Annotated in this window: 15 protein-coding genes; 8 read left to right on the top strand and 7 right to left on the bottom strand. The window is 59.3% G+C overall.

The window, feature by feature from the left end; translation table 11 throughout:
- The first annotated feature begins 121 nt into the window (after nt 1-121).
- Nucleotides 122-721, top strand: coding sequence for an FMN-dependent NADH-azoreductase (locus HU806_RS21195; RefSeq protein WP_186614052.1), 600 nt, complete (start codon nt 122-124; stop codon nt 719-721).
- A 214-nt stretch (nt 722-935) separates the two neighbouring features.
- Complete coding sequence (locus HU806_RS21190; protein WP_186614050.1) at nt 936-1802, top strand: carboxylate/amino acid/amine transporter; 867 nt, start codon at nt 936-938, stop codon at nt 1800-1802.
- 13 nt (nt 1803-1815) lie between these two features.
- On the opposite strand, the gene HU806_RS21185 is transcribed toward HU806_RS21190, so the two are convergent.
- Nucleotides 1816-3114 (bottom strand): mechanosensitive ion channel family protein, encoded by a 1299-nt coding sequence (locus tag HU806_RS21185; protein ID WP_186614048.1) that lies wholly within the window; start codon nt 3112-3114, stop codon nt 1816-1818.
- Nucleotides 3115-3306: 192 nt separating this feature from the next.
- Between HU806_RS21185 and HU806_RS21180 the strand changes: the two genes are divergently transcribed.
- Complete coding sequence (locus tag HU806_RS21180) at nt 3307-4653, top strand: DEAD/DEAH box helicase (protein WP_186614046.1); 1347 nt, start codon at nt 3307-3309, stop codon at nt 4651-4653.
- A gap of 235 nt (nt 4654-4888) precedes the next feature.
- On the opposite strand, the gene HU806_RS21175 is transcribed toward HU806_RS21180, so the two are convergent.
- On the bottom strand, nt 4889-5164 hold the full coding sequence (locus HU806_RS21175; RefSeq protein ID WP_186614044.1) for a hypothetical protein: 276 nt from the start codon (nt 5162-5164) through the stop codon (nt 4889-4891).
- A gap of 335 nt (nt 5165-5499) precedes the next feature.
- Between HU806_RS21175 and HU806_RS21170 the strand changes: the two genes are divergently transcribed.
- Together HU806_RS21170 and HU806_RS21165 are read left to right on the top strand one after the other, a co-directional pair.
- A complete protein-coding gene (locus HU806_RS21170; protein WP_186614042.1) occupies nt 5500-5778 on the top strand; it encodes a BrnT family toxin in 279 nt (92 codons plus the stop codon).
- A complete protein-coding gene (locus HU806_RS21165; protein ID WP_186614040.1) occupies nt 5756-6013 on the top strand; it encodes a BrnA antitoxin family protein in 258 nt (85 codons plus the stop codon). Before HU806_RS21170 ends, HU806_RS21165 begins: the two co-directional genes overlap by 23 nt.
- Nucleotides 6014-6213: 200 nt before the next feature.
- Here the strand turns inward: HU806_RS21165 and HU806_RS21160 are convergent, their stop codons facing one another.
- Nucleotides 6214-6945, bottom strand: a complete 732-nt coding sequence (locus tag HU806_RS21160) for a DUF899 domain-containing protein (protein WP_186614038.1) — start codon at nt 6943-6945, stop codon at nt 6214-6216.
- A gap of 181 nt (nt 6946-7126) precedes the next feature.
- Between HU806_RS21160 and HU806_RS21155 the strand changes: the two genes are divergently transcribed.
- Nucleotides 7127-7519: a transcriptional regulator gene (locus tag HU806_RS21155; RefSeq protein ID WP_186614036.1), complete on the top strand. Its 393-nt coding sequence runs from the start codon at nt 7127-7129 to the stop codon at nt 7517-7519.
- Between the two features lie 56 nt (nt 7520-7575).
- Here HU806_RS21155 and HU806_RS21150 read toward each other — a convergent pair whose 3' ends face one another.
- The 3 genes from HU806_RS21150 to HU806_RS21140 all read right to left on the bottom strand — a co-directional run bounded on the left by HU806_RS21150 (nt 7576) and on the right by HU806_RS21140 (nt 9618).
- Complete coding sequence (locus tag HU806_RS21150) at nt 7576-8442, bottom strand: DUF6279 family lipoprotein (RefSeq protein ID WP_186614034.1); 867 nt, start codon at nt 8440-8442, stop codon at nt 7576-7578.
- A gap of 81 nt (nt 8443-8523) precedes the next feature.
- On the bottom strand, nt 8524-9234 hold the full coding sequence (locus tag HU806_RS21145; RefSeq protein ID WP_186614032.1) for a TorF family putative porin: 711 nt from the start codon (nt 9232-9234) through the stop codon (nt 8524-8526).
- A 195-nt stretch (nt 9235-9429) separates the two neighbouring features.
- Nucleotides 9430-9618, bottom strand: coding sequence for a PFL_1563 family small protein (locus HU806_RS21140; RefSeq protein ID WP_172436054.1), 189 nt, complete (start codon nt 9616-9618; stop codon nt 9430-9432).
- A 328-nt stretch (nt 9619-9946) separates the two neighbouring features.
- On the opposite strand from HU806_RS21140, the gene HU806_RS21135 reads away from it, so the two are divergent.
- Nucleotides 9947-10783 carry a CvfB family protein gene (locus tag HU806_RS21135; protein WP_186614030.1) on the top strand — a complete coding sequence of 279 codons (837 nt, stop codon included), beginning with the start codon at nt 9947-9949 and terminating at the stop codon, nt 10781-10783.
- Nucleotides 10784-11061: 278 nt separating this feature from the next.
- Nucleotides 11062-12516: an NCS1 family nucleobase:cation symporter-1 gene (locus HU806_RS21130; protein WP_186614028.1), complete on the top strand. Its 1455-nt coding sequence runs from the start codon at nt 11062-11064 to the stop codon at nt 12514-12516.
- Here the strand turns inward: HU806_RS21130 and HU806_RS21125 are convergent, their stop codons facing one another.
- Complete coding sequence (locus HU806_RS21125) at nt 12517-13689, bottom strand: MFS transporter (protein ID WP_186614026.1); 1173 nt, start codon at nt 13687-13689, stop codon at nt 12517-12519.
- Nucleotides 13690-13791: the final 102 nt, after the last annotated feature.

The raw sequence follows: 13791 nt of genomic DNA, 5'->3' as shown, positions 1-13791 counted from the left end.
CTCCGCTTATAAACGAAAATATCGATGTATTACAGCAATTATTTGCGCTTTTTCATCGATATGATCGCGATTAACCTTCACTCCATCGACTGACAACATTCTCAGATGGAGCCTACAAGCCATGTCCCGCGTCCTGATCATCGAAAGCAGTGCCCGCCAGCAAGATTCGGTCTCTCGCCAACTGACCCAGACCTTCATCAACCAGTGGAAAGCCGCGCACCCGGCCGATGAGATCAGCGTTCGTGACCTGGCCGTCAATCCGGTGCCGCACCTGGACGCCAATTTGCTGGGTGGCTGGATGAAACCGGCTGAGCAGCGCAACGACAGCGAGAACGCTTCGCTGGAGCGCTCCAATCAACTGACCGACGAACTGCTGGCCGCCGACGTACTGGTGATGGCCGCGCCGATGTACAACTTCGCGATTCCCAGCACCTTGAAAGCCTGGCTGGACCATGTGCTGCGTGCCGGCGTGACGTTCAAGTACACCCCCACCGGTCCCCAGGGTTTATTGACCGGCAAGCGCGCCTTCGTCCTGACCGCCCGCGGCGGCATCCATGCAGGCGGCAGCACCGACCACCAGGAACCGTACCTGCGCCAGGTGATGGGTTTCATCGGTATCCACGACGTCACGTTCATCCATGCCGAAGGCTTGAACCTGGGCGGTGACTTCCAGGAGAAGGGCTTGAATCAGGCCAACGCCAAGCTGTCCCAGGTCGCCTGATCCGTTAATCCTCGGGTAATCGCCAGGTGGTCTAGTGACTTGGCGCTTCCCTTCAAACCGTTTTGCGCATCGAACCTCCCTTTGCACTTATTGCTCCCTGAGTGCATCAGCCCGATTGAACGCTTAAGCGAGATCGGGCTTTTTTTTGCCTGCGATCTCATGGCTCCCGCTGTTCAAAACCGTTATCTTCGCCGCCATTCGAAACGAGGGCGGTATGGGCTATCTACTTTTTGTGACATTGATCCAGGCGTTTTCCTTCAGCCTGATCGGCGAATACCTGGCCGGCCACGTCGACAGTTATTTCGCGGTGCTGGTGCGGGTCGTGCTGGCGGGGCTGGTGTTCATTCCGTTGACGCGCTGGCGCCAGGTGGAACCGTCGTTCATGCGCGGCATGCTGTTGATCGGGGCCTTGCAGTTCGGCGTGACTTACGTTTGCCTTTACCTGAGTTTCCGAGTGCTGACGGTCCCAGAGGTATTGTTGTTCACCATCCTCACACCGCTGCACGTGACCTTGATCGAAGATGCCCTCAACCGTCGCTTCAATCCCTGGGCGTTGATCGCGGCGCTGGTGGCCGTGGCCGGCGCGGCGGTGATTCGCTACGACCGGATCAACCCGGATTTCTTCATGGGGTTCTTGCTGCTGCAACTGGCCAACTTCACGTATGCGGCGGGACAGGTGTTGTACAAGCACTTGGTAGCGCGGCATCCGAGTGACCTGCCGCATTACCGACGTTTCGGCTATTTCTACCTGGGCGCGCTGATGGTTGCGTTGCCGGCGTTCCTGCTGTTCGGCAAGGCGGATTTCTGGCCTGAAGCGCCGTTGCAGTGGGGCGTACTGGTATTCCTCGGGCTGGTTTCTACCGCGCTCGGTTTGTACTGGTGGAACAAAGGCGCTTGCCTGGTCAACGGCGGTACGCTGGCAGTGATGAATAACCTGCACGTGCCGGTGGGGCTGCTGGTGAACCTGTTGATCTGGAACCAACACGAGGCGTTGGGGCGGTTGCTGCTGGGCGGGTCGGTGATACTGGCGGCAGTGTGGATCAGTCGGTTGGGGGTTCGCCGACCCCAGCCTTCATCCTGAATATTGTGCTGGTTCAGACCACCTGCTTCTGCGGCTCCGGCAGGTGGCTCGCCCCCAGAACTGCCGGCAGCAGCCCCGAGCGCAGATCCGTGCCGCTGGGCTGCTGGTACAGGTTCAATCCAAACTCCGGCATCACCGCCAGCAGGTAATCGAAAATATCCCCCTGGATGCGTTCGTAGTCGGCCCACACGGTGGTGCCAGTGAAGCAGTAGATTTCCAGCGGGATGCCCTGGGCGGTGGTTTGCAGCTGCCGGACCATGCAGGTCATGTTCGGCTGGATCTCCGGGTGGCTTTTCAGATAGGCCAGGGCATAGGCGCGAAAGGTGCCCAGGTTGGTCATCCGCCGGCGGTTGGCCGACATCGCCGCGACGTTGCCCTGGGCTTCGTTCCAGGCCTTGAGCTCGGCCTGCTTGCGGCCGATGTAGTCGGTCAGCAGGCGCACCTGGGTCAGGCGCTGCTCCTCCTCGTCATGGAGGAAGCGCACGCCGCTGGCGTCGATGAACAGGCTGCGCTTGATCCGCCGCCCGCCGGATTGCTGCATGCCGCGCCAGTTCTTGAACGACTCGGACATCAGGCGCCAGGTCGGGATCGAGACGATGGTCTTGTCGAAATTCTGTACCTTGACCGTGTGCAGGGTGATGTCCACCACGTCACCGTCGGCGCCGACCTGGGGCATCTCGATCCAGTCACCGACCCGCAGCATGTCGTTGCTGGTCAACTGCACGCTGGCGACGAACGACAACAGCGTGTCCTTGTAGACCAACAGGATCACCGCCGACATCGCACCCAGGCCCGACAGCAGCAACAGCGGCGAACGGTCGATCAGCGTGGCGACGATGATGATCGCGCCGAACACATACAGCACCATCTTTGTCAGTTGCACGTAGCCTTTGATCGAGCGGGTGCGGGCATGCTCGGTGCGGGCGTACACATCCAGCAGGGCGCTGAGCAGGGCACTGATGGCGAGCACCATGAACAGAATGGTGAAGGCCAGCGCCACATTACCCAGGAACACCGTGCTGGTCTTGCCGAGCCCCGGCACCAGGTGTAGGCCGAACTGGATGATCAGCGACGGCGTCGTTTGCGCCAGTCGATGAAAGACCTTGTTCTGGCGCAGGTCGTTGACCCAGTGCAGGGCCGGTTGGCGGCCGAGTAGCTTGGCGCCGTGCAAGATCAGGTAGCGCGCCACGCGCCCGAGCACCAGCGCAATCGTCAGCAGCAGCGCCAGGGCGAGGCTGGAATGCAGGAGCGGATGCTGATCCAGGGCGCCCCAGAAATCTTGTAGGTTGAGCCAGAGCTGTTTGATATCCATGGACGAGACGGTTCTTCTATAGGCGCGATGGGGCGAATTAGAGCATTTAAGCCCGATAAAGTGACCGTTGATGACAAACCCCTTCACAAAAACACACTGATTTGCAGCCGTTTGTACAAAGAAACTCGGCCTTCGCGTTCGAAACCGTTACCCTATGCAGCTGTTTTTTTGCATTTCTTCGAGGTAGCACCCGTGTTTTCCCAATTCGCCCTGCACGAACGCCTGCTCAAAGCCGTGGCCGAGCTTAAATTTGTCGAGCCAACGCCGGTGCAGGCAGCGGCTATTCCGCTCGCGCTCCAAGGGCGTGACCTGCGGGTGACGGCGCAAACCGGCAGCGGCAAGACCGCCGCGTTCGTGCTGCCGATCCTTAACCGCCTGATCGGCCCGGCCAAGGTCCGCGTCAGCATCAAGACCCTGATCCTGCTGCCGACCCGTGAGCTGGCCCAGCAGACCTTGAAGGAAGTGGAGCGCTTCGCGCAGTTCACCTTCATCAAGTCCGGCCTGATCACCGGCGGCGAAGACTTCAAGGTCCAGGCCGCCATGCTGCGCAAGGTGCCGGACATCCTGATCGGCACGCCGGGGCGGATGATCGAGCAACTCAACGCCGGCAACCTCGACCTCAAGGAAGTCGAGGTGCTGGTGCTGGACGAAGCCGACCGCATGCTGGACATGGGCTTCGCCGAAGACGTGCAGCGCCTGGTGGATGAATGCACCAACCGCCAGCAGACCATGCTGTTCTCCGCCACCACGGGCGGTTCGGGCCTGCGCGAGATGATCGCCAAGGTCCTGAACAACCCCGAGCACTTGCAGCTCAACGCGGTCAGCCAGCTGAACGCCACCACCCGTCAGCAGATCATCACCGCCGACCACAACCAGCACAAAGAGCAGATCGTCAACTGGCTGCTGGCCAACGAAACCTATGAAAAGGCCATCGTATTCACCAACACCCGGGCCATGGCCGACCGTATCTACGGCCGTCTCGTTGCCCAGGAATACAAAGCCTTTGTGCTGCACGGCGAGAAAGACCAGAAGGACCGCAAGCTGGCCATCGACCGCCTCAAGCAGGGCGGCGTGAAAATCCTCGTCGCCACCGACGTCGCGGCCCGTGGCCTGGACGTGGATGGGCTGGACATGGTCATCAACTTCGACATGCCCCGCAGCGGCGACGAATACGTGCACCGTATCGGCCGCACTGGTCGCGCCGGCAACGACGGCCTGGCGATCTCGCTGATCTGTCATGGCGACTGGAACCTGATGTCGAGCGTCGAGCGCTACCTCAAGCAGAGCTTCGAGCGTCGCACCATCAAGGAAGTCAAAGGCACCTACGGCGGACCGAAAAAGGTCAAGGCCTCGGGCAAGGCCGTTGGCGTGAAGAAGAAAAAAGTCGACGCCAAGGGCGACAAGAAAAAAACCGGCGCCAAGGCCCCGACCAAGCGCAAGATCGCCAACCGCCCGAAGACCGACGCCTTGTCGCTGGTCAGCAAGGACGGCATGGCCCCGCTCAAGCGCCGCAAGCCAGAGGCACCGGCGGCTGAGTAAAATCGGCGTTAGCGCTTGATGAAAAAAACCGGAGCTGGGTCCGGTTTTTTATGTGCGGTTGAATCTTGCGCACAACCCGTGGCGAGGGAGCTTGCTCCCGCTGGGCTGCGCAGCAGCCCCAATAAAAGCACCCCGTTTGCCCCTGGAACACCGAGTTATTGACTTCAGGGCTGCTTCGCACCCCAGCGGGAGCAAGCTCCCTCGCCACAGAAACGGGGTGTGCTGAGCTCGGCGGTCACTCCGCCTTCTTCTGCGCCTCTTCCAATTCCTTCAGGCGCTTATCAATCAACTCGCATTTGTCCGGCACATCCTTGCTGGATGTCTCCATGTTCATGGCCTGCAGTTCGGCATTCATTTCCTTGGCCTTGGACGGATCCTGTTCAGTGAGCTTGGCAACCTTATCAGCCAGTTGCTCGCGCTTGATGCTGGCTTCTTCGGGTGTGCAAGCGGCCCAGGCGGGCAGGGCGCAGGTGAGAGTGGCGGCGAGGGTGAGTGTGATGAGGGTTTTCATGGCTCGGGCCTCGTATTCCTTTGTTGGGCAGATAAACGGTTGAGGCTGATGGCGGGGAGAAAGTTCAGTGACTGCAAGGTGGGCTGCTGATCGAGGGAGTCCTGCGGCCGCTCAGGATCTTTCGTACTGCCGTAAAGGAGGCGTCTGATTTCAGATGAGCGGTTACGACAGTAATCTTCGGGCAAGAGGCGTCATGCGTCGAATACGGTTGCGTCTTCTGAGTTGTTTTGAATGTCGCTGGTGATCCGATGGGCATCTCATCGAGCTACCTGGGGGCTGCGTATTTCTGCAGAGGAGCGTACTGTGTATGTACGTAGGTAAGTACAGATGGTCCCATGCTGTTTGAATGGGACGAAGCCAAGAACCGGGCCAACATTCTTAAGCACGGCATCGACTTCAACGACGTGCCGGGCATTTTCCAGCATCCGATGCTGGTCTTGCACGATGACCGAAGGGCCTACGGCGAAGAGCGTTGGATCACTATCGGATTGATCAAAACGTTGATTGGCGTGGTCGTGTACACCGAACGGCGGGGCGATGTGATCCGCATCATCTCCGCCCGAAAAGCCACTAAGCAGGAGGCCATGCGTTATGTCGAAAACATCGAAAACTGACTGGGAGCGCTTGGCCAAGTTGGATGACGCGGACATCGATACCAGCGATATCCCCGAATTGGATGAGGACTTCTTCCGTCGCGCCGAGCTGCGTGTGCCGGTAAAGCAGTCGGTGACTATTCGCCTTGATACCGATGTGGTCGAGTGGTTCAAGGGGCAGGGCGCGGGCTATCAGACACGCATCAATCAGCTTCTTCGCCAATACATGCAGGCCCAGCAGCGCCATCGGCGATGAGCAAATCAATGCTATGAAGCGGGCGGCTGAGAAAGTCGCCCGTTGTCATTAATTCTGTTACCTGCGTTCGCAGCTCTCCCGATTACATCAAACCTATCGCGCAGCGCTGTGGTTAAGGCGAAACGGGCGATTACTGCACAGTCGAGCGGGAGCAAGCTCCCTCGCCACTGGGATCGCGCTCGACTTGTGCGGTTGGCGCGTCAGCTGTGGCAGCAACTATGGGGCTTGGCCTCTTCGTATTTATCATGATGCCGCACCCAATCCATGATCTCCTCTTCGTTGCGACCCTTGGGTGTCAGGTCGAGGTAATTGTAGGTGCCGACCAGGATGTCGAGGCCGCGGGCGTAGGTGGAGTAGGTGTGGAAGATCTCGCCGGTTTCGTTGCGATAGAAGACGCTCAGGCCGGGGAGTTCGCCTTCGGTGGTGTCGGTTATTTCGTAGTTGTAGGTGGCTTTTCCGGTGGCAGTGTCTTCGGTTTTGAAGCTGACGCCGAAGTCGTAGTTGAAGTCGCAGCCTTCAGAGGAGACCCAGTCGAAGGCCCAGCCCATGCGGCGTTTGAAGGGTTGGAATTCGGCGAAGGGCGCGCGGGAGACGGCGACGACGGCCACGTCGTGGTGGGCCAGGTGTTGGTTGGCGCCGTCGATGTGGTCGGACAGGAACGAGCAGCCTTGGCAGCCTTCGGTCCAGCCGGGGCCGAACATGAAGTGGTAGATGATCAGTTGGCTGCGGCCGCCGAACAGGTCGGCCAGGCTCAGTTCGCCGTCGGGGCCTTGGAAGCGGTAGGACTTGTCGATTTTTACCCAGGGCAAGGCGCGGCGTTCGGCGCTGAGTTTGTCCCGTTCGCGGGTAAAGGCTTTTTCGTGGGCCAGGTGTTGGCGGCGGGCGGCGAGCCATTCTTTGCGCGACACGACTGGATGGTGTTCGATGTTCATGGGCTGCTCCTCAGAGATTCGTTTATCGACGGTTGCTTTGCCTAGTCGCTTGGTCTGCGTCGGATTCGACATGCCGTTGGTCGGCTCGGGGAGAGGACCGGTCGTGAACCCGGCTGAACGGCGCGGCACCGTCTCGGTCACAAAACAAGTAGGCATCTCACTCTTTAGAGGATGGACCAGGATGACGACTTATAACTGGGACTTGATCGAACGGTTGCTGCACGAAGTGCAGAACGGCGCCGGCCACAGTTTTACCCCTCGGCCCTATGCGGAGCAGCACGCGGCGGCGAAAGCAGCTGAGGGCGAAGAAATCGAGAACCTCGATCATCTGAAAGCGGTCGCCGGGGAGTACGAGAAGTTACTGCTGGAGCGCGGCTATATCGAACCTCGGCCGGAGGAAGAAGGCGGCAATGGCGAGAATTTTGTGCTGACGCCGCGTGGCTCGAGGTTGTTGAGCCTGATCGATAGCAGCATCCCGGGTAATGATCATCCGCGCCAAGTGTTGGATGAGCAGGAGGATGCGCTGGATGAGTTTACGTTCGATGATTTGGCTTCGAAGGCGCAGATTGCCTAGATCCAGTCCCATATCACTTGGGAGCGGGCTCGCCCGCTCCCAAGTGATGGCCTGTCCTACCGTTGCGCTGCCTTCAAGCATTTTAAATCACCGAAGTCCTTTTTCACTCCGTCGATTTTTTGCAACAGCCGTTCACGCTGCGCCGGAGTGCTGTCTGCCATCAGGTCCACCAGCAGGCTGCGGGCCTGGGCTTCGGTTTTGTTGTAGGCCTCGCGGTAGGCGGGGGTCCACAGGCTCTCACGGTTCACCAGCAATTGTTCGATGCGTTTTGGGAAGTCGGGGCTGTGGCGTTGGGCGACGGCTTGGCTGAATTGGTTCTGCCAGTGAGCGCGGTTGGCTATCCATTGCTGGTTCTGGTCGCCGAGGGCGGTGGACCAGGCTTGTACCCGTTGACGCTGGGCGTCGTTGAGCGGGCCGATCCAGTCATTCAGGCGTTTTTCCATACGCTCGGCACGTTCCTTGATCTGCTGTTGCAACGTCGGCTTGAGGTATTCCCGTTGGCGTTTGCGTTGATCCTTGACGAACGCGGCGTCCATGTCGGCCACTTGGTCGTCGCTCAGGCCTTGCAGCAGTTCGATGGCCGAGGGGGTGATTTCCCGGGCCGTTTCAGCAATGGCGGCCTTGGCTTCGCGGGTGCGTTGCTGCAGGGCTTCGTCGGTTACCTGGTCGGTTTGCACCATGGTCTTGAGGCGATCGAGCCAGTCAAGGTACCCGGGCAATTGCGTGGTGCAATGCCAGCTTAGATGGTCCTTGAGGCGCTCATCGAACCAATCCTTTTGTTCACCGTTGATCTCCAAATAGTCGTTGAGCGTCCAGGGGATGATCAGGTCGAGGTTGCGGTACGCCAGCCCGACGCGGCTGCAAGCGGTGAGCACGAAGAGCATGGCGATGAACATGGCGGTGCGGGTTAACCAGCGCGACATGAGCGAGTCCTTGCGAAAGCGTAGGTGCTTTGTTGGAGCATGGCAGGGGCGCGGCAGTTCAGCCGATTGAATACGTAACGCTTAGTAAAAAGGGTGGGCCATCTTCAGTGTGACCAGTCCGTCGCATTCGCTGTTGTGACCCGAATACGCCGAGCAACTGTTGCCGCTGAGGCTCGAATCGCTGTAGATCAGGTCCAGGTCGATGCCTTTCCAGGGCCGGGAGATTTTCAACGACCAGTCGCTGAAGCTGCTGACGTAGCCGTTATCCACAGACACCGGCGAGTTGAGCTGGTGGGTGGTGTATTTGGCGCTGATGCCAATGCCGAACGGCACGTTGCCGCCCAGGTCGGCAAACAAGGTGCTGTTCTGTGTGTCCGGGTCATTGCTCAAGGCGGCGCCGAAGCGACTGCCGAGCAGGGTCAGGCCGCCGTAGAATTCCTGGCTGTCGAGGGTATCGACGGTGGGGTAGCTGTAATGGATGAGGCCGACTTCGTAACCCAGTGTCTGGTCGAAGGGCTGTTTGAAACCCAGGTAGGAATCGACTTCCAGATCGGCGGACACTCCCGCGCTAGGCGACCACTGGCCGATATACCAGCCGCTGTCGTGGCTCAGGTCCAGGCCGCCGTGGAACGAACCGGTGCTCGATGGCGTGACGAGGCCCTGGGCCATGCTGCGGCTGGGCGTGGTACCGAGTTTAAGGTCGAAGTCACCAAGCTCGCGCTGGAACACCTGTCCTTGGACGAGAGGGCAGGCCAATAGGCTGGTCAACAGCACGACCGTGTGAATGCGCATGCTTCACTCCATCAATAGCGAGGAGCAGGGAATCGTAACCAAGCTGAAACGCTTGAGCTAGAGAGGTGCAAGCATACCGGCGAATGCTCGGCCGCGATGGCCGTTCGTCGATTTTTGCGGGAAGGGGTGTAAGCAGGGGGTTCCAGTCCAAGCGCTTCGAGCGTCAAAGCGCTTTGGGACCAGGTGTTACGAGGTTTACTTCTTGCCCAGGCTGATCTGCTTGGACGGGCCGAATGTCTGGCCGCTGACACCTTTGGCAATTTGCTGGATTTCACCGCCGGACTTGAGGAACGCAGCGATCTGGTCGTTGATCGACTCGCTGGTTTCAACGGCTGGAGCTGGCTTTGATTTGCTGTTGGATGCTTTTACGCGCATGACGACCATTAACCTGTAGATAATTAATTGGGCCAGGCATCGTACAGGAAATACTTGACAATTGCTCGGCAAATATCCTCCTGAATTATTATCGCTGAAACCGGAATATCGGCTGGGTTATCCGTATTTATGGCCCTAAGTCGCTGTTTTAAATAAGATCATCTGAGCAAGCCCAGCGCCGAGGCGAAGCAACGCGAACCGTCGGCCGTCTGACGAATGGCCACGCCCTGGACGAAAACCCAGGAAAATCAAAGGCCGCGCGGCGAAGCTCGTCGTCGGCCACGAATCGCGCCGCAAAACCGGGTAGAATGCCGCCCAAGCAATGAGGGTATTGGAAATGGCTTTAGTCGGGCGCTACAACAGTTTGCAAGTGGTTAAACATACCAACTTCGGTTTATATCTGGACGGTGGAGCGGACGGTGAAATCCTGCTGCCCAATCGTTATATCCCCAAGGATATTCCCAGCGAAGATGAAGACTGGCTGAATGTTTTTATTTATCTGGACAGCGACGACAAACTGATCGCCACCACTGAAAAGCCGAAAGTCCAGGTGGGCGAATTTGCCAGCCTGAAAGTGGTTGAGGTCAACAGCATCGGCGTGTTCCTGGACTGGGGGCTGCCCAAGGATCTGCTGCTGCCGTACTCCGAAGAGAAACGCCAGATGACCGCCGGCGAATATTGCGTGGTGCATGTCTACCTCGACAAACACACCCGCCGCATCACCGCCACGGCGCGCTTGGACCGTTATCTGGACAAGACCCCGGCCAACTATATACCTGGACAGGAAGTCGATTTGCTGGTGGCCGAAGCCACTGACATGGGCTTCAAGGCGATCATCAATAACAAGCACTGGGGCTTGATCCACAAGAACGAAATCTTCAAGTTCATGCGCGCCGGTAAAGAGGAAAAGGGTTTCATCAAGGAAATCCGTCCGGACGGCAAGATCAGCCTGAGCCTGCAGCCGGTGGGTCAGGAAGCGGCCACCAGCTTGAACGCCAAGATCCTCGCCAAGTTGCGCGAGAACAACGGCACGCTCCCGGTCAGTGACAAGAGCGACCCGGTATTGATCACCAGCCTGTTTGGCGTGAGCAAGGGCAACTTCAAGAAGGCCATTGGTGCGCTGTACAAGAATGGGCAGATTGTCATTCATGCGGATCGTATTGAGCTGACCTGACTTATCCCCGCGTGGCGAGGGCGCAAGCTCCCTCGCCACGGTTGAACTTCGCTGTATACAAAATCCTGCACCCTTAACATGCATTCGCGCCCCGTTCGTGGGCGTTTGCCTGTGCCAGCTCGACTTGCTTCGGCGCTGGACATCACGGTTTGTCTCGCATCCGGCGCCTATGGCACGCATTCTGCCTTGTAACTCGTATACAAACCATGCCAGCTCCCGTGCGCAGTATGGTGGACAATCAACTCGGGGGCTCGGCGGTATCCAAAAGGAGCCCCGCGATGTCCGAGCAAATGCCCAACGGCTATAGCCCTCGTCTCTATAACGAAGACTTGGGCCCGCTGCCGCAGAAATGGAATTGGTACAACATCTCCGCGTTCTGGATGAGTGATGTTCACAGCGTCGGCGGCTATGTATTTGCCGCCAGCCTGTTCGCCTTGGGCCTGGCGAGTTGGCAGGTGCTCATCGCGTTGTTGGGCGGGATTTGCATTGTGCAGTTGATCGCCAACCTTGTCGCCAAGCCGAGCCAGCAGGCGGCGGTGCCTTATCCGGTTATTTGCCGGTTGGCGTTCGGCGTGTTCGGGGCGAATATTCCGGCGGTGATCCGCGGCCTGATCGCCGTGGCTTGGTATGGCATCCAGACCTATCTGGCCTCGAGTGCGCTGATCATTGTGGTGCTGCGGTTTTTTCCTTCGATGGAAGTCTATGCGACGCAGCATTTTGCAGGTTTGTCCTACTTGGGCTGGTTTGGTTTCCTCGGCTTGTGGTTTGTCCAAGCGCTGGTGTTCTGGACGGGCATGGAGTCGATCCGTCGTTTTATCGACTGGGCCGGGCCGGTGGTGTACGCGGTGATGTTCCTGCTGGCCGGCTGGATCGTCTGGAAAGCCGGTTGGAGCAACATCAGTTTTACCTTGGCCGAGAAGTCCCTGTCCGGCTGGCAAGCATTTGGCCAGGTCATCGTGGCGACAGCTTTGGTGGTGTCGTACTTTTCCGGCCCAACCTTGAACTTCGGCGACTTCAGCCGTTATTGCCGAAGCATGTCTGACGTGCGCCGGGGAAATTTCTGGGGGTTGCCGGTGAATTTCCTGGCGTTCTCCCTGGTCACAGTGGTGATTGTCTCCGGGACCTTGCCGGTCTTCGGGGAGATGCTTCACGACCCGATCGCTACCGTGGCGCGCATCGACAACGATGTGGCCGTCTTGCTCGGGGCGTTTGCCTTCGTGACCGCCACCATCGGCATTAATATTGTCGCCAACTTTGTGTCCCCGGCCTTCGACTTTGCCAATGTCGCGCCGAGCAAGATCAGTTGGCGCGCCGGCGGCATGATCGCGGCGGTGGCGTCGATTTTCATCACACCGTGGAACCTGTTCAACAACCCTGAAGTGATCCACTACACCCTGGACGTGCTGGCGGCGTTTATTGGGCCGCTGTTCGGCATTCTGTTGGTGGATTATTACCTGATCAAAAAACAGCAGATCGACGTCGACGCGCTGTTCAACGACGGCCCGAGCGGGCGTTATTACTACAGTGGCGGCATCAACTGGACCGCCGTCAAGGCGTTGGTTCCGGCGACGTTGATGGGCGTAGCGATCACGTTCACGCCACTGCTGCAACCGATGGCCAACTTTGCCTGGTTCACCGGATGCTTTCTCGGCGGGGCGCTGTATTTCGTCCTGGCGCGGCGCGAGCCGGCAACGTGGCCGGCCAAGGCGTTGAGCCCTGCCGGCCAGGCCTGATCAACGCATGGCGGTCTGGGTGCAAGGCTTCACTGCGCCGCGGTTGGTCGGTCGCAGCAGCAGGCCGCCGGCCAATACCAGGCCGCTGCCGGCGACGATCAGCGCCGGTTGCAGGCCGCCGCTGAAATGGCTGCTCAGCGCCGCCAGCAATGGACCGCTGAGCTGGCCCACGGCAAAGCAGGCGGTCAGCAGCCCGATGTTGCGCTGGGTCGCGTGGGGCGCCAGTTCCCTTGAACGCAGCACCATCAGTTGCATGCAGGCCAGGAACGGTGCTCCGCATAGGATCACGCCCAGGGCCAAGCCCGCGCCACTGCCCAACAGGCAGGCAAACACGCCGGCGGCTTGCAGCCACAACGTAGCCATCAGCCAGCGGCTGGTGGTGTTCGGGTTCGGTCGACGCAGGCTCACCAGCAGCACCCCGGTGGCGGCGGCCAGGCCGAAGCAGGGCCAGAACAGATCCGCTTGCCACTGTCCTTGAAACTGCGCAGAAGCCATTTGCGACAGGAAAGTCGCCGGAATGATGTAGCCGACGCCATACAAGGCGTAGACCACGCAGAGCCGGGCGATACCGCTGTTGCTGGACGCGGCGATGGGTGCCGCGACAGCGGCCGTCGGTACGGGTTTGGGCAGGGCCGGCAGGATCACCAGCAACATCACCAGCGCTGCGCCGGCATACACCAGCCATAGGGTGTCGGACGTCTGGCCCAGCAAGTTCGAACCCAAGGCCAGCAAGCCTGTAAGAAAAATCCCCAGCCCCGGTCCGGCAAATACCAGTGCGCCGAGTCGGGGCCGTCCCGCCGCCGCAGCCAAAGGTTGGCTCAACGCGGTAATCATCACCATCACCCATGCACTCGCCACGCCAGTGCCGAAGCGCAGCGCCAGGTGCGGCCAGAACCCCCAGGCCCAGAACGACGCCAGCGTCAGCACTACGCACAGCCACAGGCCTCCCAATAGGCGACGCTGCACCTGTTGCGGACGACGGGCGAACATGGCATCCAGCGCACCGAGCAGATAACCCAGGTAGTTGGCGGCTGCAATCAGACCAGCGGCGGTCAAGTCGACCTGACCTTCGCCGATTAAATGAGGTAATTGCGGTGTGAGGGCGAAGCGGCCAATGCCCATGGCCATCATCAGGGCAATGAAACTGGCGAGCAGGCGAATCAAGGGCGACATGGTCGATCTCCAGCGTCGAGGCGAATGACCATCAGGCTAGAACCGATTGACTTTCATTAAAAATGAATAATAGTGAGCAACTTGTTCTTTTTTGGAGAGGGT

The organism is Pseudomonas sp. SWRI154 (assembly GCF_014268645.1).
GTDB classification, from domain to species: Bacteria; Pseudomonadota; Gammaproteobacteria; order Pseudomonadales; family Pseudomonadaceae; genus Aquipseudomonas; species Aquipseudomonas marvdashtae.
The sequence above is the reverse complement of the archived record's forward strand: the minus strand, read 5'-3'. Positions and strand labels throughout refer to the sequence as shown.

Excerpts from the sequence above, each read along its gene's own strand:
- HU806_RS21135 (WP_186614030.1), top strand. The coding sequence starts at position 9,947 with ATGGCTTTAGTCGGGCGCTACAACAGTTTGCAAGTGGTTAAACATACC.
- HU806_RS21190 (WP_186614050.1), top strand. The coding sequence starts at position 936 with ATGGGCTATCTACTTTTTGTGACATTGATCCAGGCGTTTTCCTTCAGC.
- HU806_RS21145 (WP_186614032.1), bottom strand. The coding sequence starts at position 9,234 with ATGCGCATTCACACGGTCGTGCTGTTGACCAGCCTATTGGCCTGCCCT.
- HU806_RS21125 (WP_186614026.1), bottom strand. The coding sequence starts at position 13,689 with ATGTCGCCCTTGATTCGCCTGCTCGCCAGTTTCATTGCCCTGATGATG.
- HU806_RS21175 (WP_186614044.1), bottom strand. The coding sequence starts at position 5,164 with ATGAAAACCCTCATCACACTCACCCTCGCCGCCACTCTCACCTGCGCC.
- HU806_RS21155 (WP_186614036.1), top strand. The coding sequence starts at position 7,127 with ATGACGACTTATAACTGGGACTTGATCGAACGGTTGCTGCACGAAGTG.
- HU806_RS21185 (WP_186614048.1), bottom strand. The coding sequence starts at position 3,114 with ATGGATATCAAACAGCTCTGGCTCAACCTACAAGATTTCTGGGGCGCC.
- HU806_RS21170 (WP_186614042.1), top strand. The coding sequence starts at position 5,500 with ATGCTGTTTGAATGGGACGAAGCCAAGAACCGGGCCAACATTCTTAAG.
- HU806_RS21195 (WP_186614052.1), top strand. The coding sequence starts at position 122 with ATGTCCCGCGTCCTGATCATCGAAAGCAGTGCCCGCCAGCAAGATTCG.
- HU806_RS21150 (WP_186614034.1), bottom strand. The coding sequence starts at position 8,442 with ATGTCGCGCTGGTTAACCCGCACCGCCATGTTCATCGCCATGCTCTTC.
- HU806_RS21130 (WP_186614028.1), top strand. The coding sequence starts at position 11,062 with ATGTCCGAGCAAATGCCCAACGGCTATAGCCCTCGTCTCTATAACGAA.
- HU806_RS21160 (WP_186614038.1), bottom strand. The coding sequence starts at position 6,945 with ATGAACATCGAACACCATCCAGTCGTGTCGCGCAAAGAATGGCTCGCC.
- HU806_RS21165 (WP_186614040.1), top strand. The coding sequence starts at position 5,756 with ATGTCGAAAACATCGAAAACTGACTGGGAGCGCTTGGCCAAGTTGGAT.
- HU806_RS21140 (WP_172436054.1), bottom strand. The coding sequence starts at position 9,618 with ATGGTCGTCATGCGCGTAAAAGCATCCAACAGCAAATCAAAGCCAGCT.